The sequence below is a fragment of the Pseudomonas sp. LLC-1 genome, from assembly GCF_002992185.1.
In the GTDB taxonomy this organism is placed as follows: domain Bacteria; phylum Pseudomonadota; class Gammaproteobacteria; order Pseudomonadales; family Pseudomonadaceae; genus Aquipseudomonas; species Aquipseudomonas monteilii.
In genome coordinates, this window is sequence record NZ_LUVY01000010.1 from 1 (window position 1) to 18,596 (window position 18,596).

12 protein-coding genes, 1 other RNA gene and 4 pseudogenes are annotated in these 18,596 nt (G+C 57.5%); 11 read left to right on the forward strand and 6 right to left on the reverse strand.

Going from position 1 to position 18,596, the window contains the following annotated elements:
• Window positions 1-136 precede the first annotated feature (136 nt).
• The 4 genes from A0O30_RS08550 (at window position 137) to A0O30_RS08565 (ending at window position 1,906) form a co-directional block, all read left to right on the forward strand.
• A complete protein-coding gene (locus A0O30_RS08550) occupies window positions 137-427 on the forward strand; it encodes a hypothetical protein (protein ID WP_025754271.1) in 291 nt (96 codons plus the stop codon).
• Between the two features lie 99 nt (window positions 428-526).
• Window positions 527-925, forward strand: a transfer-messenger RNA (tmRNA) gene (gene ssrA, locus A0O30_RS08555).
• A gap of 386 nt (window positions 926-1,311) precedes the next feature.
• Window positions 1,312-1,554: a hypothetical protein gene (locus tag A0O30_RS08560; RefSeq protein ID WP_105946184.1), complete on the forward strand. Its 243-nt coding sequence runs from the start codon at window positions 1,312-1,314 to the stop codon at window positions 1,552-1,554.
• Between the two features lie 88 nt (window positions 1,555-1,642).
• On the forward strand, window positions 1,643-1,906 hold the full coding sequence (locus A0O30_RS08565; RefSeq protein WP_105946185.1) for a DUF3077 domain-containing protein: 264 nt from the start codon (window positions 1,643-1,645) through the stop codon (window positions 1,904-1,906).
• 251 nt (window positions 1,907-2,157) lie between these two features.
• On the opposite strand, the gene A0O30_RS28180 is transcribed toward A0O30_RS08565, so the two are convergent.
• Window positions 2,158-2,283, reverse strand: a complete 126-nt coding sequence (locus A0O30_RS28180; protein ID WP_371920934.1) for a hypothetical protein — start codon at window positions 2,281-2,283, stop codon at window positions 2,158-2,160.
• A gap of 321 nt (window positions 2,284-2,604) precedes the next feature.
• Here A0O30_RS28180 and A0O30_RS08575 point away from each other — a divergent pair.
• Window positions 2,605-2,847, forward strand: a pseudogene (locus A0O30_RS08575) (DDE-type integrase/transposase/recombinase); the annotation flags it as partial.
• Window positions 2,848-3,409: 562 nt separating this feature from the next.
• On the opposite strand, the pseudogene A0O30_RS08580 reads toward A0O30_RS08575, so the two are convergent.
• Window positions 3,410-3,745: pseudogene (locus tag A0O30_RS08580) on the reverse strand (DUF2514 family protein); the annotation flags it as partial.
• A 4-nt stretch (window positions 3,746-3,749) separates the two neighbouring features.
• On the opposite strand from A0O30_RS08580, the pseudogene A0O30_RS08585 reads away from it, so the two are divergent.
• From A0O30_RS08585 to A0O30_RS08605, 5 genes and pseudogenes are all read left to right on the forward strand, one after another.
• Window positions 3,750-4,361, forward strand: a pseudogene (locus tag A0O30_RS08585) (site-specific integrase); the annotation flags it as partial.
• Entirely contained in the window at window positions 4,354-5,037 is a 684-nt protein-coding gene (locus A0O30_RS08590; RefSeq protein WP_105946186.1) for a hypothetical protein, read from the forward strand. The pseudogene A0O30_RS08585 and the gene A0O30_RS08590, both read left to right, overlap by 8 nt.
• 111 nt (window positions 5,038-5,148) lie before the next feature.
• Window positions 5,149-6,095, forward strand: a pseudogene (locus tag A0O30_RS08595) (IS481 family transposase).
• 250 nt (window positions 6,096-6,345) lie between these two features.
• Window positions 6,346-9,591, forward strand: coding sequence for a DUF726 domain-containing protein (locus tag A0O30_RS08600; protein WP_105946187.1), 3,246 nt, complete (start codon window positions 6,346-6,348; stop codon window positions 9,589-9,591).
• Complete coding sequence (locus A0O30_RS08605) at window positions 9,591-11,294, forward strand: LeoA/HP0731 family dynamin-like GTPase (RefSeq protein ID WP_105946188.1); 1,704 nt, start codon at window positions 9,591-9,593, stop codon at window positions 11,292-11,294. Before A0O30_RS08600 ends, A0O30_RS08605 begins: the two co-directional genes overlap by 1 nt.
• 337 nt (window positions 11,295-11,631) lie before the next feature.
• Here A0O30_RS08605 and A0O30_RS08615 read toward each other — a convergent pair whose 3' ends face one another.
• Entirely contained in the window at window positions 11,632-11,889 is a 258-nt protein-coding gene (locus A0O30_RS08615; protein WP_105946190.1) for a hypothetical protein, read from the reverse strand.
• 119 nt (window positions 11,890-12,008) lie between these two features.
• On the opposite strand from A0O30_RS08615, the gene A0O30_RS08620 reads away from it, so the two are divergent.
• A complete protein-coding gene (locus A0O30_RS08620) occupies window positions 12,009-12,884 on the forward strand; it encodes a YafY family protein (RefSeq protein ID WP_105946191.1) in 876 nt (291 codons plus the stop codon).
• Window positions 12,885-12,909: 25 nt separating this feature from the next.
• Here A0O30_RS08620 and A0O30_RS08625 read toward each other — a convergent pair whose 3' ends face one another.
• From A0O30_RS08625 to A0O30_RS08635, 3 genes are all read right to left on the reverse strand, one after another.
• Window positions 12,910-13,569, reverse strand: coding sequence for an ankyrin repeat domain-containing protein (locus A0O30_RS08625; protein WP_105946192.1), 660 nt, complete (start codon window positions 13,567-13,569; stop codon window positions 12,910-12,912).
• Between the two features lie 20 nt (window positions 13,570-13,589).
• Window positions 13,590-16,991 (reverse strand): TM0106 family RecB-like putative nuclease, encoded by a 3,402-nt coding sequence (locus A0O30_RS08630; protein WP_105946193.1) that lies wholly within the window; start codon window positions 16,989-16,991, stop codon window positions 13,590-13,592.
• A gap of 61 nt (window positions 16,992-17,052) precedes the next feature.
• Window positions 17,053-18,531 (reverse strand): hypothetical protein, encoded by a 1,479-nt coding sequence (locus tag A0O30_RS08635; protein WP_105946194.1) that lies wholly within the window; start codon window positions 18,529-18,531, stop codon window positions 17,053-17,055.
• Between the last annotated feature and the right edge of the window lie 65 nt (window positions 18,532-18,596).

An 18,596-nucleotide genomic window follows, 5' to 3' on the forward strand; every position in this document is an offset into this window, starting at 1 on the left:
CCCTGTGGGAGCGGCTTCAGCCGCGAACACCGGCAAAGCCGGTGCCATGCCACCCCGATATCCCGATTGAACCCCCGCCAATCCCCCACAGTCCACCTTACAGGCCCACCTTCCAGAGGCCCCAGAGGAGACACCCATGAAAGGTACCGCGCTTTCGGCCCTGTTCGCGGCCGCCACCCTGCTGGCTTCGCCGGTGTTTGCCGCCGATGACCTCTGCACCACCAACCTGCAAAAAATCGACGACAGCATGGCCACCGCCGGCGCCACCTCCGAAGGCCTGGACAAAGCCATCACCGAGCACGTCGACAAAGCCAAGGCCGCCCAGGCCTCGGGCGACACCAAGGAATGCATCGCCATCACCAGCAAAGTGCTGGAGCGCCTGGAAAAAACCGAAAAAGGCAGCGGCACCGGCAGCGGTGGTGCGTAACCCTGAAAGCGGGCGACCAGACCGGCTGTCGACGTCGCCCGCGCAATGGCGTATACTCCGCCTCACGTGCCGTAAGGTGCGTTAGCCAAGAGCTAGTGTGGGGCCGATTAGGATTCGACGCCGGTAGCGAAACTCTAGGTGCATGCCGAGTTGGTAACAGAACTCGTAAATCCACTGTTGCAACTTTTATAGTTGCCAATGACGAAAACTACGGCGCGGAGTACAAGCTGGCTGCGTAAGCGGCCCTCTTGACCCGTTGCTTCTGGTAGCTTCGGCTCCAGCAATCACTAGGGGATGCCTGTAAACCCGAACTGATTGTCATACAGAACAGGATCGTCGCGTAGCACGTTGTGGGCGAAGTGACTAAAACTTACACAACTCATCCAAAGCACCCTGCCCGTCGGGCGGCTGCGGATTAAATCAGTAGACACGGCTAAGCATGTAGTACCGACAGCGGAGTACTGGCGGACGGGGGTTCAAATCCCCCCGGCTCCACCAAATCCAAAAAAGAAGACGCCCTCGGGCGTCTTTTTTTGTGTCTGAATTTTGGGATCTGCGGGCCAGAGAAATCAGATTTAGCCCCTTTCTTGTAGGGCGTTTCCCAAAGATACTCCCAGCGCCTGTTTTGCGTTGCACACGCTAAATGCGGTCTCTAGTCTCGACGTGTCGTTGGCATTCAACGACCGGGTTTAGCCGCCCGATATCGTCAGACAACACAGCCGTGCAATTCCGAGCAATCGGAATTGGCGCCTTATGGCGGCTGTGCGTGGGGCACCTTCGGGTGCGCCGGGTGCCTGACGTCCCGGTCGGCTAACCCGCGTACAGCTGCCACCTTACTGTTTAGCCGCGGAGGGTGGTTGCCTCACTACGACAGGAGCCACGCCATGCTGAAGATAGCCCCCGACCCTCCTCACCACCTCCATTCCCTGGAAGACACGATCATGATGGCCTCGGACTACGCACTCTGTGCAGAAGCCGTAGCCCAGCAGGCGATGCTGATGCAGCCCAGGTCGCCCGCATCGGTTTTGATCATGGCCTCGATGCACGAGCTTGAAGCCCTGCGGCGATTACTCGAATCAGCGCTGGCTCAAATACAGACGCCCGCAAACCCGCAACCGATGCATTGATTCGCATACCGAGCGAGAAACCTGTGGGAGCCCGACTTGCCGGCGATAGGGCCAGCCCAGGCAATTACAAGACCAGGGAGATTGATCAATGACCACCGAAGACACCCAATGCACTGTCGGTAAAACCATCTTCTTTCAAGGTGAAAACCAGACCCACCCACTGTTTCGCATCGAACCCGGCATCCCTTGCCAGAACGCCCGCGAGCAGGCCTCGGAATTGATGGGCTATGCGCGAGACCTGACCATCGACGGACTGATGGAAGATAAACCGAAGCTAATCTGGGCCGCGCACTACCTCTGCGCTTTAGGCAAAGCACTGCTGGATGATGCCGAGCTCGGCATGATGCGTTGATTGATACACGCACCGAGATCTTTGAAGGGGCCAGCGTTAACCGCTTGGCCCCTACTACCCAGAGCGATCAACTCCGAGGGATGGGGTAGCCCTCAGCAACCGTCGCATTGATACACCTCAACATTGAAATCGAACCACCATGCAATCCGGTACGCGTCGGCTTTCGCCCCGGCTAGCTGCTGCTGGATGAGAGCTCCCGGCCCGTTGTAGACCTTTTCGAACGTTCCGCAAGGCTTCATACGGATGCCTAGTTAGTAATCAGGCACATGAAGCGCCGGGAAGGTCAGGGTCCTGCCGAACGTGGTCTTGATCTGGACGTTACGACCCTCGTCACAGATCGCGTCATGGCGCTTTGTCAGCCCCTCGTTTAACGTCAACTTTCAAATCAAACTCGCAACCACGTCCCCGACATCACCGACTAACCGACCATCCAAATCCTGCTAACACCTCTAAAATCAAATTGAGACCATCAATCTTCTTTGTGGTACCAGACCCTCCACTACAGGCACGCGGAGTAAATCCAAGCTTATGTGTAGAAATTTTTAGCGTCTAAGTTAGTGCGGACGTTTACCAGAAAGCACAAACCGGCTTTCCCAGAAGCCGAAACCACACCATATCCGACAGACTGCTAATTTTTTGGGGAATTATTTTCCTCAACACCAGCACAGACTTCTTTCTCTAGACGAGCCTTTATATTGGTTTGGGCGCGGGGTAAATGGCACTATCTAGCAGTTGCCCTGGATCTCTATGCACGCAGAGTGGTGGGCTGGGCCTTATCAGAAAAGCCGGATGGAGACCTCGTGGTAAAAGCGCTGGACGTGGCTTACGAACAACCCGGAAAGCCTCAGGGATTACTGTTCCACTCCGACCAGGGATCGTAGTATGGCAGCCGTCAGTTCCGCCAAAGACTGTGGCGCTACCGCATGCGCCAGAGCATGAGCTGAAGAGTTCCGTCATCGACAAGCCCCTGCCGCAGCCTCCAGCAACCGCTCATAACCTACCCGCTGCCGGCATTCAGCCAATGCGATCTGGCCGATCCCAGAAATAATTCCTCTACCCTTCTAATGCCGCCACCCTTCGTTTTGTGATATCAATGTGATGCCACTCACATCACGTAAAGCACATCAGGAAATAGGCATGGCAATCGAGACGGATGACGCAATTGCTGCAGGGGTAGGGGCCGCCACTGGAGCAGGCATAGGTGGATTTATTGGCGTGTCAGGCGTGGCAACAGCAGCCTCCGGCGCAGCCGCTACTGCATTAGGTACTGCCGGAGCCGGGGCCGCGACCACTACTGCAGCTTTGGCAGCAGCCGGCGGAGGAACAGTAGCCGCTGGAGGCGCTGGAATGGCTGGGGGGGTTTCAGCGATAGCAGGGACGGCAGCAGCAGCGAGCGCCGTCCCCGTTGTGGGCTGGGTAGTGGGAGGAACGATAGCAGCAGGTCTAGGAGTTTACTTCGGCTACAAAAAGATAAAAAAACACATGAAGTAGCTTTAACGCTGGTTAAGGGATTGAGGACGCGGCGTATTCACGCTCGCATTGCTGACCAGCAATCCTGGCTCGATCACAAGCCTGCGCCAGCTCTTGATTCGTTGCGAAAGACCGGCTGATCAGGTCGGAGAGCACCATGGCGGCGCGGGTGGCTGCCTGGCCTCGGACGATAGCGGCGGTATCCGGGCCGGGACAACCGACGGCGGCAGCGAACTGGGCGGCTTCACTGCGCAGCCGCTGGCCAGCAGCATCGGCATCAGCAGCGCCAGCAGTCGTTCGTTTTTCCTGGGAATGGACTCTCGCCTCCTCCTGCGCCTGGGCGCGTCGTTGTTCTTCCTGGCGGGCACCGGCTCTGGCAGCCCTAAGCGGCCAGGCTAGGAACATGGTGCAATTCGCTCTCTGGACAGGGCTCCGGACAAGCGAACTGGTAGCGCTGGACTGGGGTGATGTGGACTGGGTTCAGGGGGAAGTGATTATTTACCGGGCAATGACCCAGGCTGCAGTTGGAGAGGCCGAGGTGACCAAGACTGCTGCCGGTCGGCGCTCGGTGAAGTTGCTGCGCCCCGCCATGGAAGCGCTCAAGGCGCAGAAGGAGCAGAAGGAGCAGAAGGAGCAGACATTTCTGGCGGAAAATGAGGTGCTCCAGAACCCACGCACGCTTGAGCGCTGGACTGGTGACCAGCCGATCCGCAAGACGATGTGGCATCCCACAATGAAGAAAGCTGGTGTTAGGTACCGACGCCCCTACCAGACTAGGCACACCTATACGTCAATGATGCTGTCGGCCGGGGAGCATACTATGTGGGTAGCTAAGCAAACGGGGCATAGCGATTGGACGATGATTGCAAGAACATATGGGAAATGGATGCCTTCTGCTGACAGTTTTGCGGGAACAAAAGCAGAAGCGATATTTAATTCCCCTTCAAAGTCTGTCAGGAAGAATCAAGGATGCGTCGGTGACTGATACAATCGATAAAAGCACGTTAGCCTGGATAGGAGGGCTTCTGCTCGGGGCTGTAACGACAACAGCTACAGTGGTTCACATGCTCCACGAGCAGTACATAACACCGCTCAAAATAATTGAATCATCTCAGAAAATTGAGAAATTAACTGAACAACTAAATAAACAAACAGCATCAATTAACACCATTAAAACACTAAAAGAAAAGCTAGACAAAACCCAAACAAAATTAGCCCAAATTGAAAACTCCAACCTATTCGCAAAAGGAGAGATTTACCCTGCGACTTTGGACGTAATTGAGATTGGAAGGGCTATCGAAGATATCTACAAAATATACGAAAGGAAGAATCTAGAAGAAACTTCAGAGGAGCCTGACCGAGCCCGCATAAAAGTCAAGCTTGAAAGATCCGTTTTTGAAAGCATCGGCTACACTTACGACACCAAAACCCGAAAAATACTAACAGTGTCTTTTGTTCTTGATTACCAAAAAGAGCTGGGAGACGATTTCTTATTAAAATCTCTTACCAAATCCTTAGGGGTGCCTGAAAAGTCCCTATCTAAGCGGCAGTACCGGTGGACTCAGCCTAAAGGCCCAAACGCTTACTTGATGTACGACAGATACTATGTGGTCATGCGAGATGGATACGCTCCGGTGCTCTGGCGAGAGCCTGGCGAATGAAATGAAAGCTTTATGCCAGCCTTTAGGCTGAAAGCCACGAACATAGGGGCTTAGGTGTTCAGTCCCAGAGAGTCATGGTGCATCCTTAGCACCTCATGAGGAGGATGCATTTTGGAAGGACGTATCCACGGTTCAGCCCGCAAGACGCCGCGAAGCCGAGCCGAGCTCCAAGCGTCGAAAGAGTCGGATCGAAAGCCCGCCGCCCGCTACCGGCTGAACGTGAAGACGGTCATCAAATGGCGATCACGAACTACCACGCAGGATGCTCGGATGGGGCCTGCCAAGCCTTGCAGTGTCAAGCTGACAGCCGCTGAAGAGGCAATGGTGGTCGAGTTCCGGCAGCGTACGATGATGCCCCTGGACGACATGCTGGGTCACCTCCTTGATTACTTTCCGCAACTAACCCGCAGTGCTTTACATCGCTGCCTGGTGCGTCACGGGATCAACCAGGCGCCCAAAAGCGGTACCGCAACCAAACGCGGAAAATACGACAAAACGGAGATGGGCTATCTGCACATCGATAGCTCGGAGCTGCCTCTTGAAAGTGGCAAGCAGCACCTGTTCGTGGCCATTGATCGCGTAACCAAGTTCACCTACGTTGCGTTCTTCGACGCCGCGACCAAGCGCAACGGTGCTGAATTTCTACGTCAGGTAGTGCAGGCGTTTCCTTACAAGATCCAAACAGTGCTCACTGACAACGGTGTGGCGTTCACTGAGCAGCCGCGGTATCGCAACGGCGCGACCAATAGGTTCGTGGCCACATTTTTGATCGTGTCTGCCACGAACACGGCATCAAGCACCGTCTGACCAAGGCCTACCACCCCTGGACCAACGGCCAGGTCGAGCGCATGAACCGGACGGTCAAAGCCTTCCACTATCCCGACTTCGCTGCCCTACAGGCGCACGTGCTGGCCTTTGTCATGGCCTACAACTTCGCCAGACACTTCAAGGCCTTGCGATGGCGTACACCCTTCAAGGTGATTTGCGAGACTAGGACGAAAAACCCAGAGCGCTTCACTATCAATCCGCACCATCTCATTCCGGGACCGTACACCTAGCAGAGACATCTACCAGCCCCTCAACATTCCCCCCTTGCCCCCACAACCATGGCAAACCGCCATCAAAACAAGGTAAATTCGCCACATAAATGGCGTCAACAATCGCCACCCCGTTCAAAAAGACAAGGACGTAGCGATGCCCACCCCCAGGTACTCCCTCCTCAGGCACCTGTCCCCAAAGCACGCGCACCACTTCTCCCCACAGGCGCTACTCGCAAAGCCGCATGACCGTGGATAAGGAGTAGTACCCATGCCCCAACCTTTCCGCTTCCAAAGCGCACGGTCTGCAAGCTCCAGCACCACAGAAGCCAACATCTTCATCCACGGCTACAGCGCCGGGCATACCGATGAAGACAAACAGCTCCTGCTCGACAGAATTCCCGAGCAGCTAACGCACTACACCAACATCTTCGCGTTCTGGCCTTCGAATCACATCTTCCGGTTCGACAAATCCTCAGCCTGGAAGCTTGCAGCAGCGGGCCTGAATGCCGGCGGGGCCTTCACCGGCGCCTCCATGGGCTCTCTAGGTCTTGTGGGAACGCTCGCCAAGGACCGGATGGGCAACTTCACCCAGGCCCGCGCACGCGCGGAAAGCATGGGCGCGGTATTGCTGGACCAGCTCCAGGAGTATCTGAGCAGCCACCATCCCCACATCAAGAGCATCAACCTGATCGGCCACTCGCTCGGTGGCCGGCTGGTCATCAGTACCCTGAAAAATTTCTCCAAACGGCAGCAGTTGGCCATCAACGATGTGTTGCTGATGGCAGCTGCCGTCGAGGTCACGGCCATCGAAGCACGCAAGATGCGCGGCCTGCTCCAGGGCCGATTGATCAATGCCTATTCGAAGGCAGACAAGACCCTGCTGCTGAACGTGGGTGAAACCTGCTTGGGGCGTAACGAGGTCGAGCACTTCGAAAGCATCGAGATGGACGACTTCGGCCACACCGATTACTGGGAGCGGCTGCCCGAGGTGTTGAGCAAAGCGCGCTTCAAAGCAGGCCTGCCGCCTTCCCCGGCGCCCGCTCAACCATCCGCTCACGCCAATAAGCCAACCCGCGTGCCTACACAACCCGCCAAAGCAAACACGATGAAACTTGAACTGAACAGCCCACGTGACGTTTACCAGCAAATCAACGATGAACTGTCACTCATCATCGCTGAGCTGAAAAATGCCTCGGACGACGAAGCCTTGAACCAGGCACGCGAAGAGGCGCTCCAGCGTCTTGGCCAGCATCGCACCGCGCTGTATGAACGACTCGCCGAGCTGGAAAAGAACGCCGAGTGGAACACGTTCACCATCGCCTTCTACGGCGAAACCGGCGCGGGCAAATCCACCCTTATCGAGACCTTGCGCATCCTGCTCCAGGAGCCCGGCAAGCGGGCCAGCCAGCAGGCATTCCGCAAGCTGCGCGAGCAATATGGGGTGACGGAAGAAAACCTGCAGCGCCTGCAGCAGGACATCGAGCAAGCCGAAGCGCGCCTTGGCGAACTGACGCAACAGCTGAATGCCACGATGCAGCAGTTCGAACTGCCGTTCAGCGAGGCCCAAAGCGCCCTCGACCAAGCCAATGCACAAGCCAACGAGCTGACTCAACGGCTTGGCGCTGCACTTGAACAACACGAGCAAGCGCACAAGGACGCCTTAACGGCCGTAACCCGACTGCATACGCTGCTCGCCACACGCAAAAGTACCGCCTCGCTCTGGCAAACGCTCTTGGGCCTGTTCAGAAAAATGCCGGAAGAGCTCGAGCTGAATGCAGCCACCGCGTCGCTGACCGAAACCACCCAAGCACGCGATAGCGCTGCCGCGACCTTTAACGCCGAACAGCAGAAGACAAGCCATGAGCGCCTTACGCTTGAGCGGCAGTTGGTTGAGGTAACGACAGCGCGTGACCAAGCCTGTGCGGCGCTTGCCACCCAACAGACACAGGCAACACAGCAGCAGCAGGCACTTGTGCAGCAGCGCCTTGAAAATGAAAGCCAATTGGCGGACCTGGTGGAGCAACTGCAGCTCCATGCCGATGGTGAAATCATCGGTGACGGCCAAGCCGACTACACCCGAACGACACAGCGCTATGAGTTCGAGCTGGACGGCCAGCCATTCGCGTTGCTGGACGTACCGGGTATCGAGGGTAAGGAAGGCTTGGTACTCGACCAGATTGAGCGCGCGGTGCAAACCGCTCACGCCGTGTTCTATGTCACCAACCAGCCCGCCCCCCCTCAAACGGGCGATGGGCAGCATCAAGGCACACTGGAGAAAATCAAGCATCACCTGGGGGCGCAAACCGAGGTCTGGACCATTTTCAACAAGAAAATCACCAGCCCCAAGCACTCCCTGGGTAACCGACCGCTGATCTCCGACGATGAACGCATCAGCCTTGCCGGGCTTGACGAGAAGATGGGCGAACAGCTTGGCAAACACTATCAGGAGGTGTTCCCGCTAAGCGCGCTGCCAGCATTTCTTGCTTCAACCGATCACCTCGCGCCGGGGTCACAGAATGCCAAACGGCGCAGCAAAGCGCTTGAAGACTTCGGCGCTGACGAGTTGCTGGAAAAGTCACGACTGCGCGCCTTCCTGCAACTGCTCGGCGACCGGTTAATCCATAACGGCAAAGCCAAGATCGTCCGGGCGAACTTCAACAAAGCCAATGATGTGCTTAACCAGACCACCACGACGCTTTCAGGCGTGCAGCAAACCTTGGGCGCGCTGTCGAGAAAGCTCTCTCAAGAAGAGCAAAGTGCCAAAAGCCAGCTGAGCAGTAGCTTCCAAGCGCTGAAAAAACGCTTGGAATCCAGTGGCGAAACCTTGATCGACAAGTTCGCCAGCAACGTGCGTAACAGTGTGTATGCGCAGATCGAAGAAAATATCAGCAACGACGCTTTCAAAAGCACCCTGGCCGAAGCACTCGAAGACCAGAAGCATCAGCTGAGCGAAAAACTGCCCGACGCCGTGAACGCTGAGGTTGGCAAGTTCCAAAAGGCGGCCGAAGATATTCTCAAACGCTTCGAAAAACATGCTCAAGAGCTGACCACAAGCTACGCAAAGCTGGGTAGCTTGCGCTTCAACGAGCATTTCAACCTCAACATAAAAATCGATAACGGCATCAAGGTCATGGGATTGCTGGCCAGCCTTGTGGGGATCGCAGCAGCACCGTTCACTGGCGGTGCCAGCCTGTGGGTCGCTGGTGGGGCAGCACTTACCTTCCTGATCGCGGTCGGCAAAGCGCTTTGGAGCGCAATCGACAAGGACTACAAGAAGTCACAGCAGCGTCAGGCCACTGATAAAAACCTGCGCAGCGCCACCGAGCAACTGAGCGAGACGTTGCGCGAGAGCCTTGATAGCGCCCTGGAGGATATGCAAGGGACGATCAAGCAACTCGACCTTGCGCTGGAAGCTCCGGCCAAACAGGCTGCCAACCAGGTGAACACACTGTCTCGCTCGACCAACCGCCTGAAAATCCTCTCTCGCCAAATTGAAATCGCAGGAAATCTGTAATGGAAAACACCCTCAAGACATTCAAGGCCCAACAGACAAGTGCGCTGACACTGCTCGACAGGCTGCAAGGTTTTCTCGCACAGGGCGCACAGGCGGGTATACCGATTGACCCTGCGTTGATCAGCAAGCTGCAGAATGTCATCAACAGCATGTCCGGTGAAAAACTCAAGGTCGCGCTGATTGGCGGCTTCTCGGAAGGCAAAACCTCCATTGCGGCGGCCTGGATGGAAAAACTGGACAGGTCGAGCATGAAGATCAGCCACCAGGAGTCTTCCAATGAGGTGAAAGTCTACGAGGTCGGCGAAGACTTCGTGCTGATCGACACTCCCGGGCTGTTTGGTTTCAAGCAACAGGAGAATGCCGAAACGCACACCGTCGAAAAGTACAAGGACATCACCAAAAAGTACGTGAGCGAATCGCACCTGGTGCTTTACGTGATGAACTCGACCAACCCCATCAAGGAAAGCCACAAGGATGACCTGACCTGGTTGTTCCGCACCTTGGACCTTCTGCCCCGTACCGTTTTCGTCCTCAGTCGTTTCGATGAAGTTGCCGATGTAGAGGACGAGCAGGACTACCAGTCCAACCTGCAGGTAAAACGCAACAACGTGGCAGGTCGCCTTCGCGAACAGATCGGACTGACCGATCAGGAAGCAGCCGAACTGTCCATCGTCGCAGTCGCCGCCAACCCCTTCGACATGGGCGTGGAGCACTGGCTGGCCAACCTTGAGCAGTTCAAGGAGCTGTCGCATATCGCTACCTTGCAGACGGCCACCACTGGCAAGATCCAGCAGAACGGTGGCAGCGCCGCACTGGCCAACGAGATGCGCGCCAGCGTAATCCGAGACGTGCTCAACAACCAACTGCCTGTTGCCATCGAGAACGACGAGAAGGTTGCCCAGGAAGTTGGCCGGCTTGACGAACTCAACACGCGCCTGGTCAATCAACTGGCCGTGACCGGGCAGCAGATCGAAGAGGCGCGCATCAGCCTGCGCAACTTCGCCACGCGCTACTTCTCTGACTTGATCCTTCAAGCCAAAGGTTCCAGCCTGGAAACCTTCGGCGACTTTTTCGAGCGTGAGGTCGGTGCTGAAGGCATCATCGTGTCCACCCGCCTGCAAAACGAATTCAGCCGCCAGACCCAGTCGATCACGCTCGAAGTTGAAAAGATGCAAGTTGGCTTCGACAGCGAGGTCAACCACTTCAATACCACGGTCAAGGCGCTGGGCAAACAAGGCATCAACCATGTGCTCAAAGGCAACCTTATCAGCAACACCACGGTATTGGCCGCGCGCGATGGCATCACGACAATCGCCAAGACGGTAGGCATGGATATCGGCAAATACCTGAAGTTCAAGCCGTGGGGTGCTGTGAAATTCGCCAAAGGTGCCAACGGGGCCCTGGCCTTCGTAGGCGTAGCGCTCGAAGCCTGGGATAGCTGGGAGCAATACAAGCGCGAAGAGGCATTCAAGAAGTCTGTTGCGGACATCGTCAGCAACTTCGAACAACAGCGTCAGGACTTCCTTGACCTGGTGAACTCCGAAAGCTTCAAAGAAAAGTTCTTCCCCGACTACCTGCAGCTCAATTCACGCCGCCAGGAACTTCAGGCCAACGTAGATGAAAGCCGTGTCCGTCAGCAGCGGTTCCTGGCATGGCGCAATGAGGCAGAAGCCATCGACGCCGAATTCAAAAGGTTGAGCTAACCCACCTCAGGTGCCCGCTGCATGCAGCGGGCACACTACAAGCACGGCTGGTCACCAAGCGGACGCACACCGCCGTTCACAACGTCTTCCTTGCCCGCTGTTCAGCTAGCCCCTCGCCGCGCCAAAAGCTCCGCTACAGCAGCCTCCAGCCACCCTGCCGCTCGCATCTTCAAATGAGTGCTACCGCACCGCGGGCACACCATAAACCATTCACTCGGCCTCAATGCATCACTACGCGGGGCGACGGTCTTCTTCCAGTTGCAGTCCTCACACACCAGCGTGAAGGGCTTTGGTTTTATCGGCATGAATGCCTACTCCTATAGAACGTCACCAAGCATCACTGCCCAACCGGCACCACCCCCTGCAACAACTCCACCTTGCGCCGCAACTGCGCCACATGCTCCCGCTCCGCCCGCACCGCCGCCCTCAGCTCTCGGTTCTCCATCTCCCAAATCTGCAACCAGCGCAAATCCTTCTGGCAATGCTCCACCTTCTTCCCAAGCTCCCCCAGCCTCAACCCCTGCTGAATCAGCACCAGCAGAATGATCCCCATCGCCACCAGGGCACCCGTCGCAACCACTTCCGGCATTGTCATGCTCATATCCTGTGCAGCCCCCGATGTATTCCGAAGACGAGCCAAAGATATGTAATGCAAAACTACACGTCTAGAATGTAGACTTATACAGGTAAAGTAATCGCGCACATGGAGAGGGTATGAAACGCAAGCAATCCATCGAGCAGGTACGCTGGGACCTGGCACTTCGCTATCGCCTGATCGAAACCGTTGCCTGGTGGGAAGGCCGGCTGACCACGGGCCACCTGATGCAGAGCTTTGGCATCAGCCGCCAGCAGGCGTCGAAAGACATCAATACCTACATCACCGAACATGCGCCCGAAAACTTGACGTATGACAAGCAGATCAAGGGCTATGTACCGAGCGAACAGTTCGAGCCGCTGTTCATCGACAACAGCGCCAGCGCCTATCTGCACCTGCTGTACCAGAACAATGAGCGCGCCCCGCACATCGACGGGCTGGCGCTGGCTTATGCGCACACCCGGGTGCTGGAGGTGCCTGACCGCCCCATTCGGCCAGAGGTGCTGCGCCCCTTGCTCAAGGCCTGCCGTGAAGGCCGGCGGCTGGAAACCGAATACGTGTCCTTCAACACCCCCAACGTCGAGGTGCGCCTGATCGCCCCGCACACGCTGGTGTACACCGGCATGCGCTGGCATGTGCGGGCCTACTGCGAAAAGAACGGTCAGTACCGCGACTTCGTCCTCAGCCGCCTGCGCGGGCAGCCAGACTTGCTCGACGCCTCGCCGAACACGCGCGAGCAGGATGAAGACTGGAATGTCGAGGTGCCGGTCATCTTCGCGCCTGACGGGCGCTTGAACGCGGCGCAGAAGGCAATCATCGAAACCGACTTCGGGATGACGGATGGGCAATTGGTAGTGCCCAGCCGCAGGGCGTTGGTGAAGTACGTATTGCAGCGGTATCAGATCGACCACCGCAACATGGCGATACTGCCCGAGGCCCAGCAACTGGTGGTCAGCAACCTCCAGGAACTGCAGCCATGGTTGATGAAGTACTGACACTCGGGCCTTGGCCTGGAAGGGTTCAACTGCGGCTATAGCTGCTCAGCGTGGCGCACAGCTGCTGCCAGGTGCGCGCGGCCCCCAGGTAGTCGTCGATTTCCCGGTTCAGCAACTGCGCCGCCAGGTCGTGATGCCCCGCCAGGGTGGCGACGTTCCGGGCCGTATGCCCTTGGTTGTTCTTCGCGTCCAGATCAAGGCAGAACTTCCGATAGTGCCTGGCAAAGTGGTTTACCGCCTTGCGTTGACCGTTCGCAACCAGCCAATGGAGTGGCGTATTTCCCGCCACGTCACGGTCATTCAGGCTGTGGCCTTGCTGGTAGCGCCCGACAAGCGCTTTTATGATGCCCTGCTTGCCAGGCAAACGGGAAAAGTTGTCATGGCCGCGAAAGCTGCCAAGGCCTTTCCAGTCCCTAAGTGCCTTGTCCCCTTCTGCACCCAACGCCTCCAGCGCGTCGATCCATGCGGCTCGGCCAAACCGGTAGGCGACATCCAGCGGCGTGCTCTCGGCGCAGTCACGGTCGTTCATCGCCGCAGGCGCAAGTGACTGAAAGTGTGCCATGTCGTCGAGCAGAACGGCAGCATGCCAGGCGCCGACTTCAAGCGCCGGCAGGTCGTCGACGCTGAAGCGCGTTGTCCGCAATGCGTTTTCCAGCACGGCAAGCAAAGTGGGTGGATAGGTCATCACTCGGCTCCTCAGGGCCGCTATGCACGCATAGCGGGCAGGCGTTGCTGCTGTCCGTACCGGGCTGCCATGCACAAGCCGTTGACCAGGCTCATGTCTTGCGGCGTCTGGCAACGAATGGCTGTCAGCGCCGGGCTGGCAACGATGCAAGCCAGCGACTTGGCACGACTGACCGCCACATTCAATCGGTTTTTCGAGTACAGAAAGCCAATATCCCGGGGCAGGTAGTCTTCATTCGACGTGGCCATCGAGACGATGACAATTTCGGCCTCCTGCCCCTGAAACTTGTCCACAGTACCGACGCGCGCGCCAGCAGGCAGAACCTGTTTCAACAGCTGCACCTGCAAGTTGTAGGGCGCCACGACCAGGATGTTTTCCGGGGTAATGGTATGTTCCTCGCCAGTGGTGTTCACGTAACGCTGGCATAAGAAATACGCGTACAGCGCTTTGATGTACGCGGCCTCTTCGTCGGAGCTCTGCCCGTTGCCGTCATGCTCGACAGCGCAGAACATCAACCCGGTGGCTGGCACCTCCGGCCGAGCGCCATCAAGCAGCAACTGCTGCAGCTCGGTGCCTGGCGCCGATGACAGTTGACCGTTATACATCGCCTGGGAAATGAACGCACAAACCTGCGGATGCATCCGCCAGGTTTGTCCCAGGAACACGCCGCGGTCTGCTGCAATGGTGGGTGTACCGTTCAGCAGGTAGTCAAGGATCGAATCACCAGAGCGGCCCGGATGCACGCCTTGCACAGGTTGCGACAGCTGCATCTGGTCACCCATCAGGACAATGTTGCGTGCCGCCATGCCCATGGTGACCAGGTTCGCCACACTCACTTGGCCGGCCTCATCAATGAACAGGTAATCCAGCTGTTCAGTGAAGGCCTCATCGGCAAACAGCCAAGCCGTACCGGCGGTCAGGTTGATACCCGGCCCCCAAGCGTCGAGGAACTCCTTCTTGTTCTCGATGGAGCGAATGCAGCGCCCGGCGAATTCCGTGCCCTCTCCTTCCGATGATTTTTTCAGCCCCGTGAATGCAACACCCTCTGCTTGTGCACGCACCTCGACAGCAGCCAGCAGGTTGTTGATGGCATGGTGCGAATTGGAGGTTACACCGATGCGCTTGCCCGCCTTGAGCAAGTCGACAATCACGTGCGAGCCGGTATAGGTCTTCCCGGCACCCGGCGGCCCCTGGATGAACAGCACACTGTTCTCGAGGTTGCGTACCACTTGCTTGATGGCATCGGTCGTCGCCAGGCGTGGATCTAGCAGCGGTGCGCCCGGCTCAATACCTTTCACCCTTGGCGCGCGACGATGGAGGAAGTCCGCCACTGCCTGGAAGCGCGGCTCAGCCGCCAAGACGCTGTCTGCATAGCGAAACAGTGCCTCGCGCAGCAAAGTCGACGGGATTGGCCTTCCGGGAATCATGTCGAAGGCAACCGGCGGCGCATTCCTCACGGTCGCTTTGAAAACCGCCAGACACGCGTCGTTGTCCAGGCTGACCAGTTGCGCAGTGGCCAGGGACTCTGTGATGACGCCTTGAGAGCCCGAGCGCATCTTGCTTTCCTGGGGATCGAAACTGTATTCAAACAGAAACGACTGTTTGATCGGCTCAGGCGGTGTTTTCGTGCGCCGTAAACCGGCAAGGCTTTCAATGTCTTCCAGTAGCTCCTCAGTAGTCATGTCCTGACGGCTGAACAGCTGCCACCACACAGGCTTCTCTGCCCTGCGGTGGAAGTCGAGCAGCTGGAAGGTGAGCAACCTGACCTGGTCTGCTTCGCTCAAGGCGCTGTCGTCGGCAGACAAGCCAGCGAGCAATCTATCGCGATAGACCTCCAGTCGAACCTCGATCTCCTGCAGCTCCGCTACCGCTTTCTCGCCTTCAGCTTCCGGCACAAGAGCGGTGCCTGCATCCTGCGGCTTGATGCTCAAAAGCCAATTGCGCAGCAGATAGGTGGATAGCACGTCGTCTTCGTTGTAGCGCTCGATCTGCTCGAGCAAGGCCTGCTCGCCAGTCTCTTTCCAACGTTCATAAAACACGATGCTCGCACCGGCATTGGTAACATCGCCGTCGCGCTTGGCCATGTAGAAGTGCTCGATGTTCTTGATCGAGTAGCTGGGCTCGGACACTCGGATCGCTTCGCGCACCACCTTGTAAAGGTCAACCAGCTTGCCGTTGCGCAGCAGCCAGTCCACTTGCGCCTCGCGCGTGCCATGCTGGCTCATCAGGCGCTTGATGGCCGTCTCTTCATAGCTGGCATAGTGGTAAACATGTGCGTTGGGGTAGCGCTTGAGGTGCGCGATGACCCAATCGATGAACTGCTCGAACGCGAGCTTTTCCTCGTCCCGGCTGTGCGCCCAGAAAGGTTTGAAGAATTGTTGACCGCCTTCGTCGATATACAGGCCGAAGAGGTACTCCAAGCCGCCCTCCTCCAGCGGATTGCCCTCCATGTCGAAGAACAGATCGCCCTCGACCGCAGCGGGCATTCGGCCGAAGCCACGCCGTTGCCCCGTGGCCGGCAGCAGCTCGAACAGCGGGGTATCGCTGGAGCGCCCCTGAAACTGCAAACGTGCCTGATGGCGCAACTTGTTCAGTGACTCCACTTGCAACCTGGGGATGCGCAAGTCGTCGGCACTACCCGCCAACTGCTGCAATGTGCTCACCCCACCGGCCTGCAGTTTCTTGACTTGCGAGCGGCTGATGCCGGCGACTGCCGAAAGGTGGTCATCCTGCAAGCGCTGTTCGCTGCAGTGTTCGCGCCAGCCGCAAAAGCCACAATGTCCACAGGGCTCAGGGTACGTCACACGCTGCCCGTCACTGTTCACGAACGCATTGAAACGCTGCAGTACGTTCTCCAGATAATCGGCGTAATCAGCCACCCGAAAAGCCTGTTCGGTACGTGCAGCATCACCCAGCACGATGTACATGAACTGCGGCTGTACCCCCTGAATGGCAACCAGCATTCGCGAGTAAAGCGCAACCTGCACCAAAAACTTTGCCTTGGCCGACTTGGCCAGTTTGGTATCGATGACTTCATAGCAGTGATTGCCCAGCGCCGATACACCCGGCACTTTACGCAGGAAGTCGGCGTGCCCGATAAAGGCACCTTCCTGAAGCGAGGCCTGAAAGATGATGTCGGCGCCAGCCTTCATGGCCTCGATGGTCAGCTCCACCCGCCGTGCAAAACTCGGGTTGCCTTCGGCAATGTCTACGACATCGGCATAACTGCTTTTCAAGCGTTCGAGAAACGCCGCTTCATGAGCGAGCCCCTTATCCTGAATCAAACGGTTCTGTTCACTTGCAGGCGTTTTTTCCATAGGCGTGACAAGGTGCTGCAGCTCCAGCGCTGTCAGGTGCTGACATTCCAGAAAGCCGCAGATATCCGAGGCGGAATACAGCTGAATCCCGTTTCGAGTTTGCATGGTTGTATCCCACCTGATGTATGCCCGGGGGCACATGACACTTCACTGTTGCTTGCATGGCTCAGGTGTCGAGCGAGCAATCCTGGTAGAACTGCTTGAACAGGGCCGTTGGCAAATGGTTCTCGTCCAACAGACCGAAGTGCTTACCTACTTTGCGTCCAACGTCCATGAGCGTCTTGGCAGCGTGTTCGGTACCGGCATGTCCGGCGCTCATGATGTAGTCGACACGCGCCTTGCCAGTCCCTGCGTGCGCATAGGCATTACCCGTGATCAATACATCCACCAGGCAGACACTGACTCGCTCGTCGCTCAGCACGAACGGCTCCAGCGTTTCGGTTGCCAAGGCGGCGCGCAACCCGTCCTCGCCACCGGCGACGATGCGCTCCAGTGCAGCCAGTGGGCGCTCGAACAGATCGAACTCCTGCATGGAGAACGGGAAACAGTAGTCCAGCGCAGTGCTGCGGGTAATCGGCTTCTTGTCACGCGGCTTCGCCACCAGCCAGTCGACGAAGGCTGCTTTTTCGTCGGACGCACCGCTGCGGCGGAAGGCCAGATAATCTCTGAGCACTTGGCCAAACACATGCCCTGTGGGCACCCAACCAGTCTTGCCACGCGTGCGAGACGAGCCCCCGCCTTCCTCTGCAGCAGCGTTGGGATCAGTTGCCAGCGTCAGGCCAAAACAGCGCAGGTCGTAACCCAGCATGAACAGGCTGGCCTCGAATGCATGGCAACGCGCAGGCATTGCACCTTGCTCAGAAAACCAGCTGGTGCGCTGGAGCAGTGCGCGGATAATCCAGCCCAACCTTACCTGCCAACGTGCCCACTCGGCATAGTCGATGGCCGAAAACTGCGGCGCAGCCAGGCTGTTCAGGAACGCGCCCGGGTTGCGGACCTGATCGCCACGCGCACCACCGGACGGAAACCGTAGCAGGGGTTTGCCACGCCCTGCCCATTGCTGGCGAAACAGCGAATACAACATGGCAATCGCTGCACCCACACGGCTGTCATAGATGGGCGACCCCGTCACATCGAGCAAGGCGTGAATCTTGGTCAGGCCCGAGTCAAAGCGCGCGACACTATCGTCGAGTTCATCAAGGTCATTGTCACCGTCGAGCGACATGAGCCCTGCCATCTTTTGCAGGTAACTCGACAGCTCACCCCGAGCCGCCAGCCGATGCAAGAACGGAATGGCACCCACTACGCCGCCCCACCGCAGAATCTGCAAGCACGCCAGCAGCGCTTGTTGTTCGTCACCTGCATTGACTGCACTGGCCAACCACTCGCGCAATTGCCCCAGCGAGCGCTGGGTCTGGGCCCAGGTCATGGACTCAACTGCACTGCGATTGGCGTCGTACCAGCTTGCCTTCCAGCGATAGTGCCCGATTACCTGCTCGATTCCCTGTACATCAACCGTCAATCCGCCGGGTACACAGTTGCTGGCCTTGAAGCGCAGCTTGAACGTGAGTACCGGCAAGTTGGCTGCGAGCCACGCAATGAAAGACTCTACTTCGGGTTGTGCCAGGAACTCTTCACGCTTCATGCAGGCTGCCTTGCGAGATAATGTCGAATGGCCATACCCTAAGCAAAATGACCGGCAACGTCCAC

Excerpts from the sequence above, each read along its gene's own strand:
- A0O30_RS08615 (WP_105946190.1), bottom strand. The coding sequence starts at position 11,889 with ATGACAATGCCGGAAGTGGTTGCGACGGGTGCCCTGGTGGCGATGGGG.
- A0O30_RS08620 (WP_105946191.1), top strand. The coding sequence starts at position 12,009 with ATGAAACGCAAGCAATCCATCGAGCAGGTACGCTGGGACCTGGCACTT.
- A0O30_RS08550 (WP_025754271.1), top strand. The coding sequence starts at position 137 with ATGAAAGGTACCGCGCTTTCGGCCCTGTTCGCGGCCGCCACCCTGCTG.
- A0O30_RS08560 (WP_105946184.1), top strand. The coding sequence starts at position 1,312 with ATGCTGAAGATAGCCCCCGACCCTCCTCACCACCTCCATTCCCTGGAA.
- A0O30_RS08605 (WP_105946188.1), top strand. The coding sequence starts at position 9,591 with ATGGAAAACACCCTCAAGACATTCAAGGCCCAACAGACAAGTGCGCTG.
- A0O30_RS08625 (WP_105946192.1), bottom strand. The coding sequence starts at position 13,569 with ATGACCTATCCACCCACTTTGCTTGCCGTGCTGGAAAACGCATTGCGG.
- A0O30_RS08565 (WP_105946185.1), top strand. The coding sequence starts at position 1,643 with ATGACCACCGAAGACACCCAATGCACTGTCGGTAAAACCATCTTCTTT.
- A0O30_RS08630 (WP_105946193.1), bottom strand. The coding sequence starts at position 16,991 with ATGCAAACTCGAAACGGGATTCAGCTGTATTCCGCCTCGGATATCTGC.
- A0O30_RS08635 (WP_105946194.1), bottom strand. The coding sequence starts at position 18,531 with ATGAAGCGTGAAGAGTTCCTGGCACAACCCGAAGTAGAGTCTTTCATT.
- A0O30_RS08600 (WP_105946187.1), top strand. The coding sequence starts at position 6,346 with ATGCCCCAACCTTTCCGCTTCCAAAGCGCACGGTCTGCAAGCTCCAGC.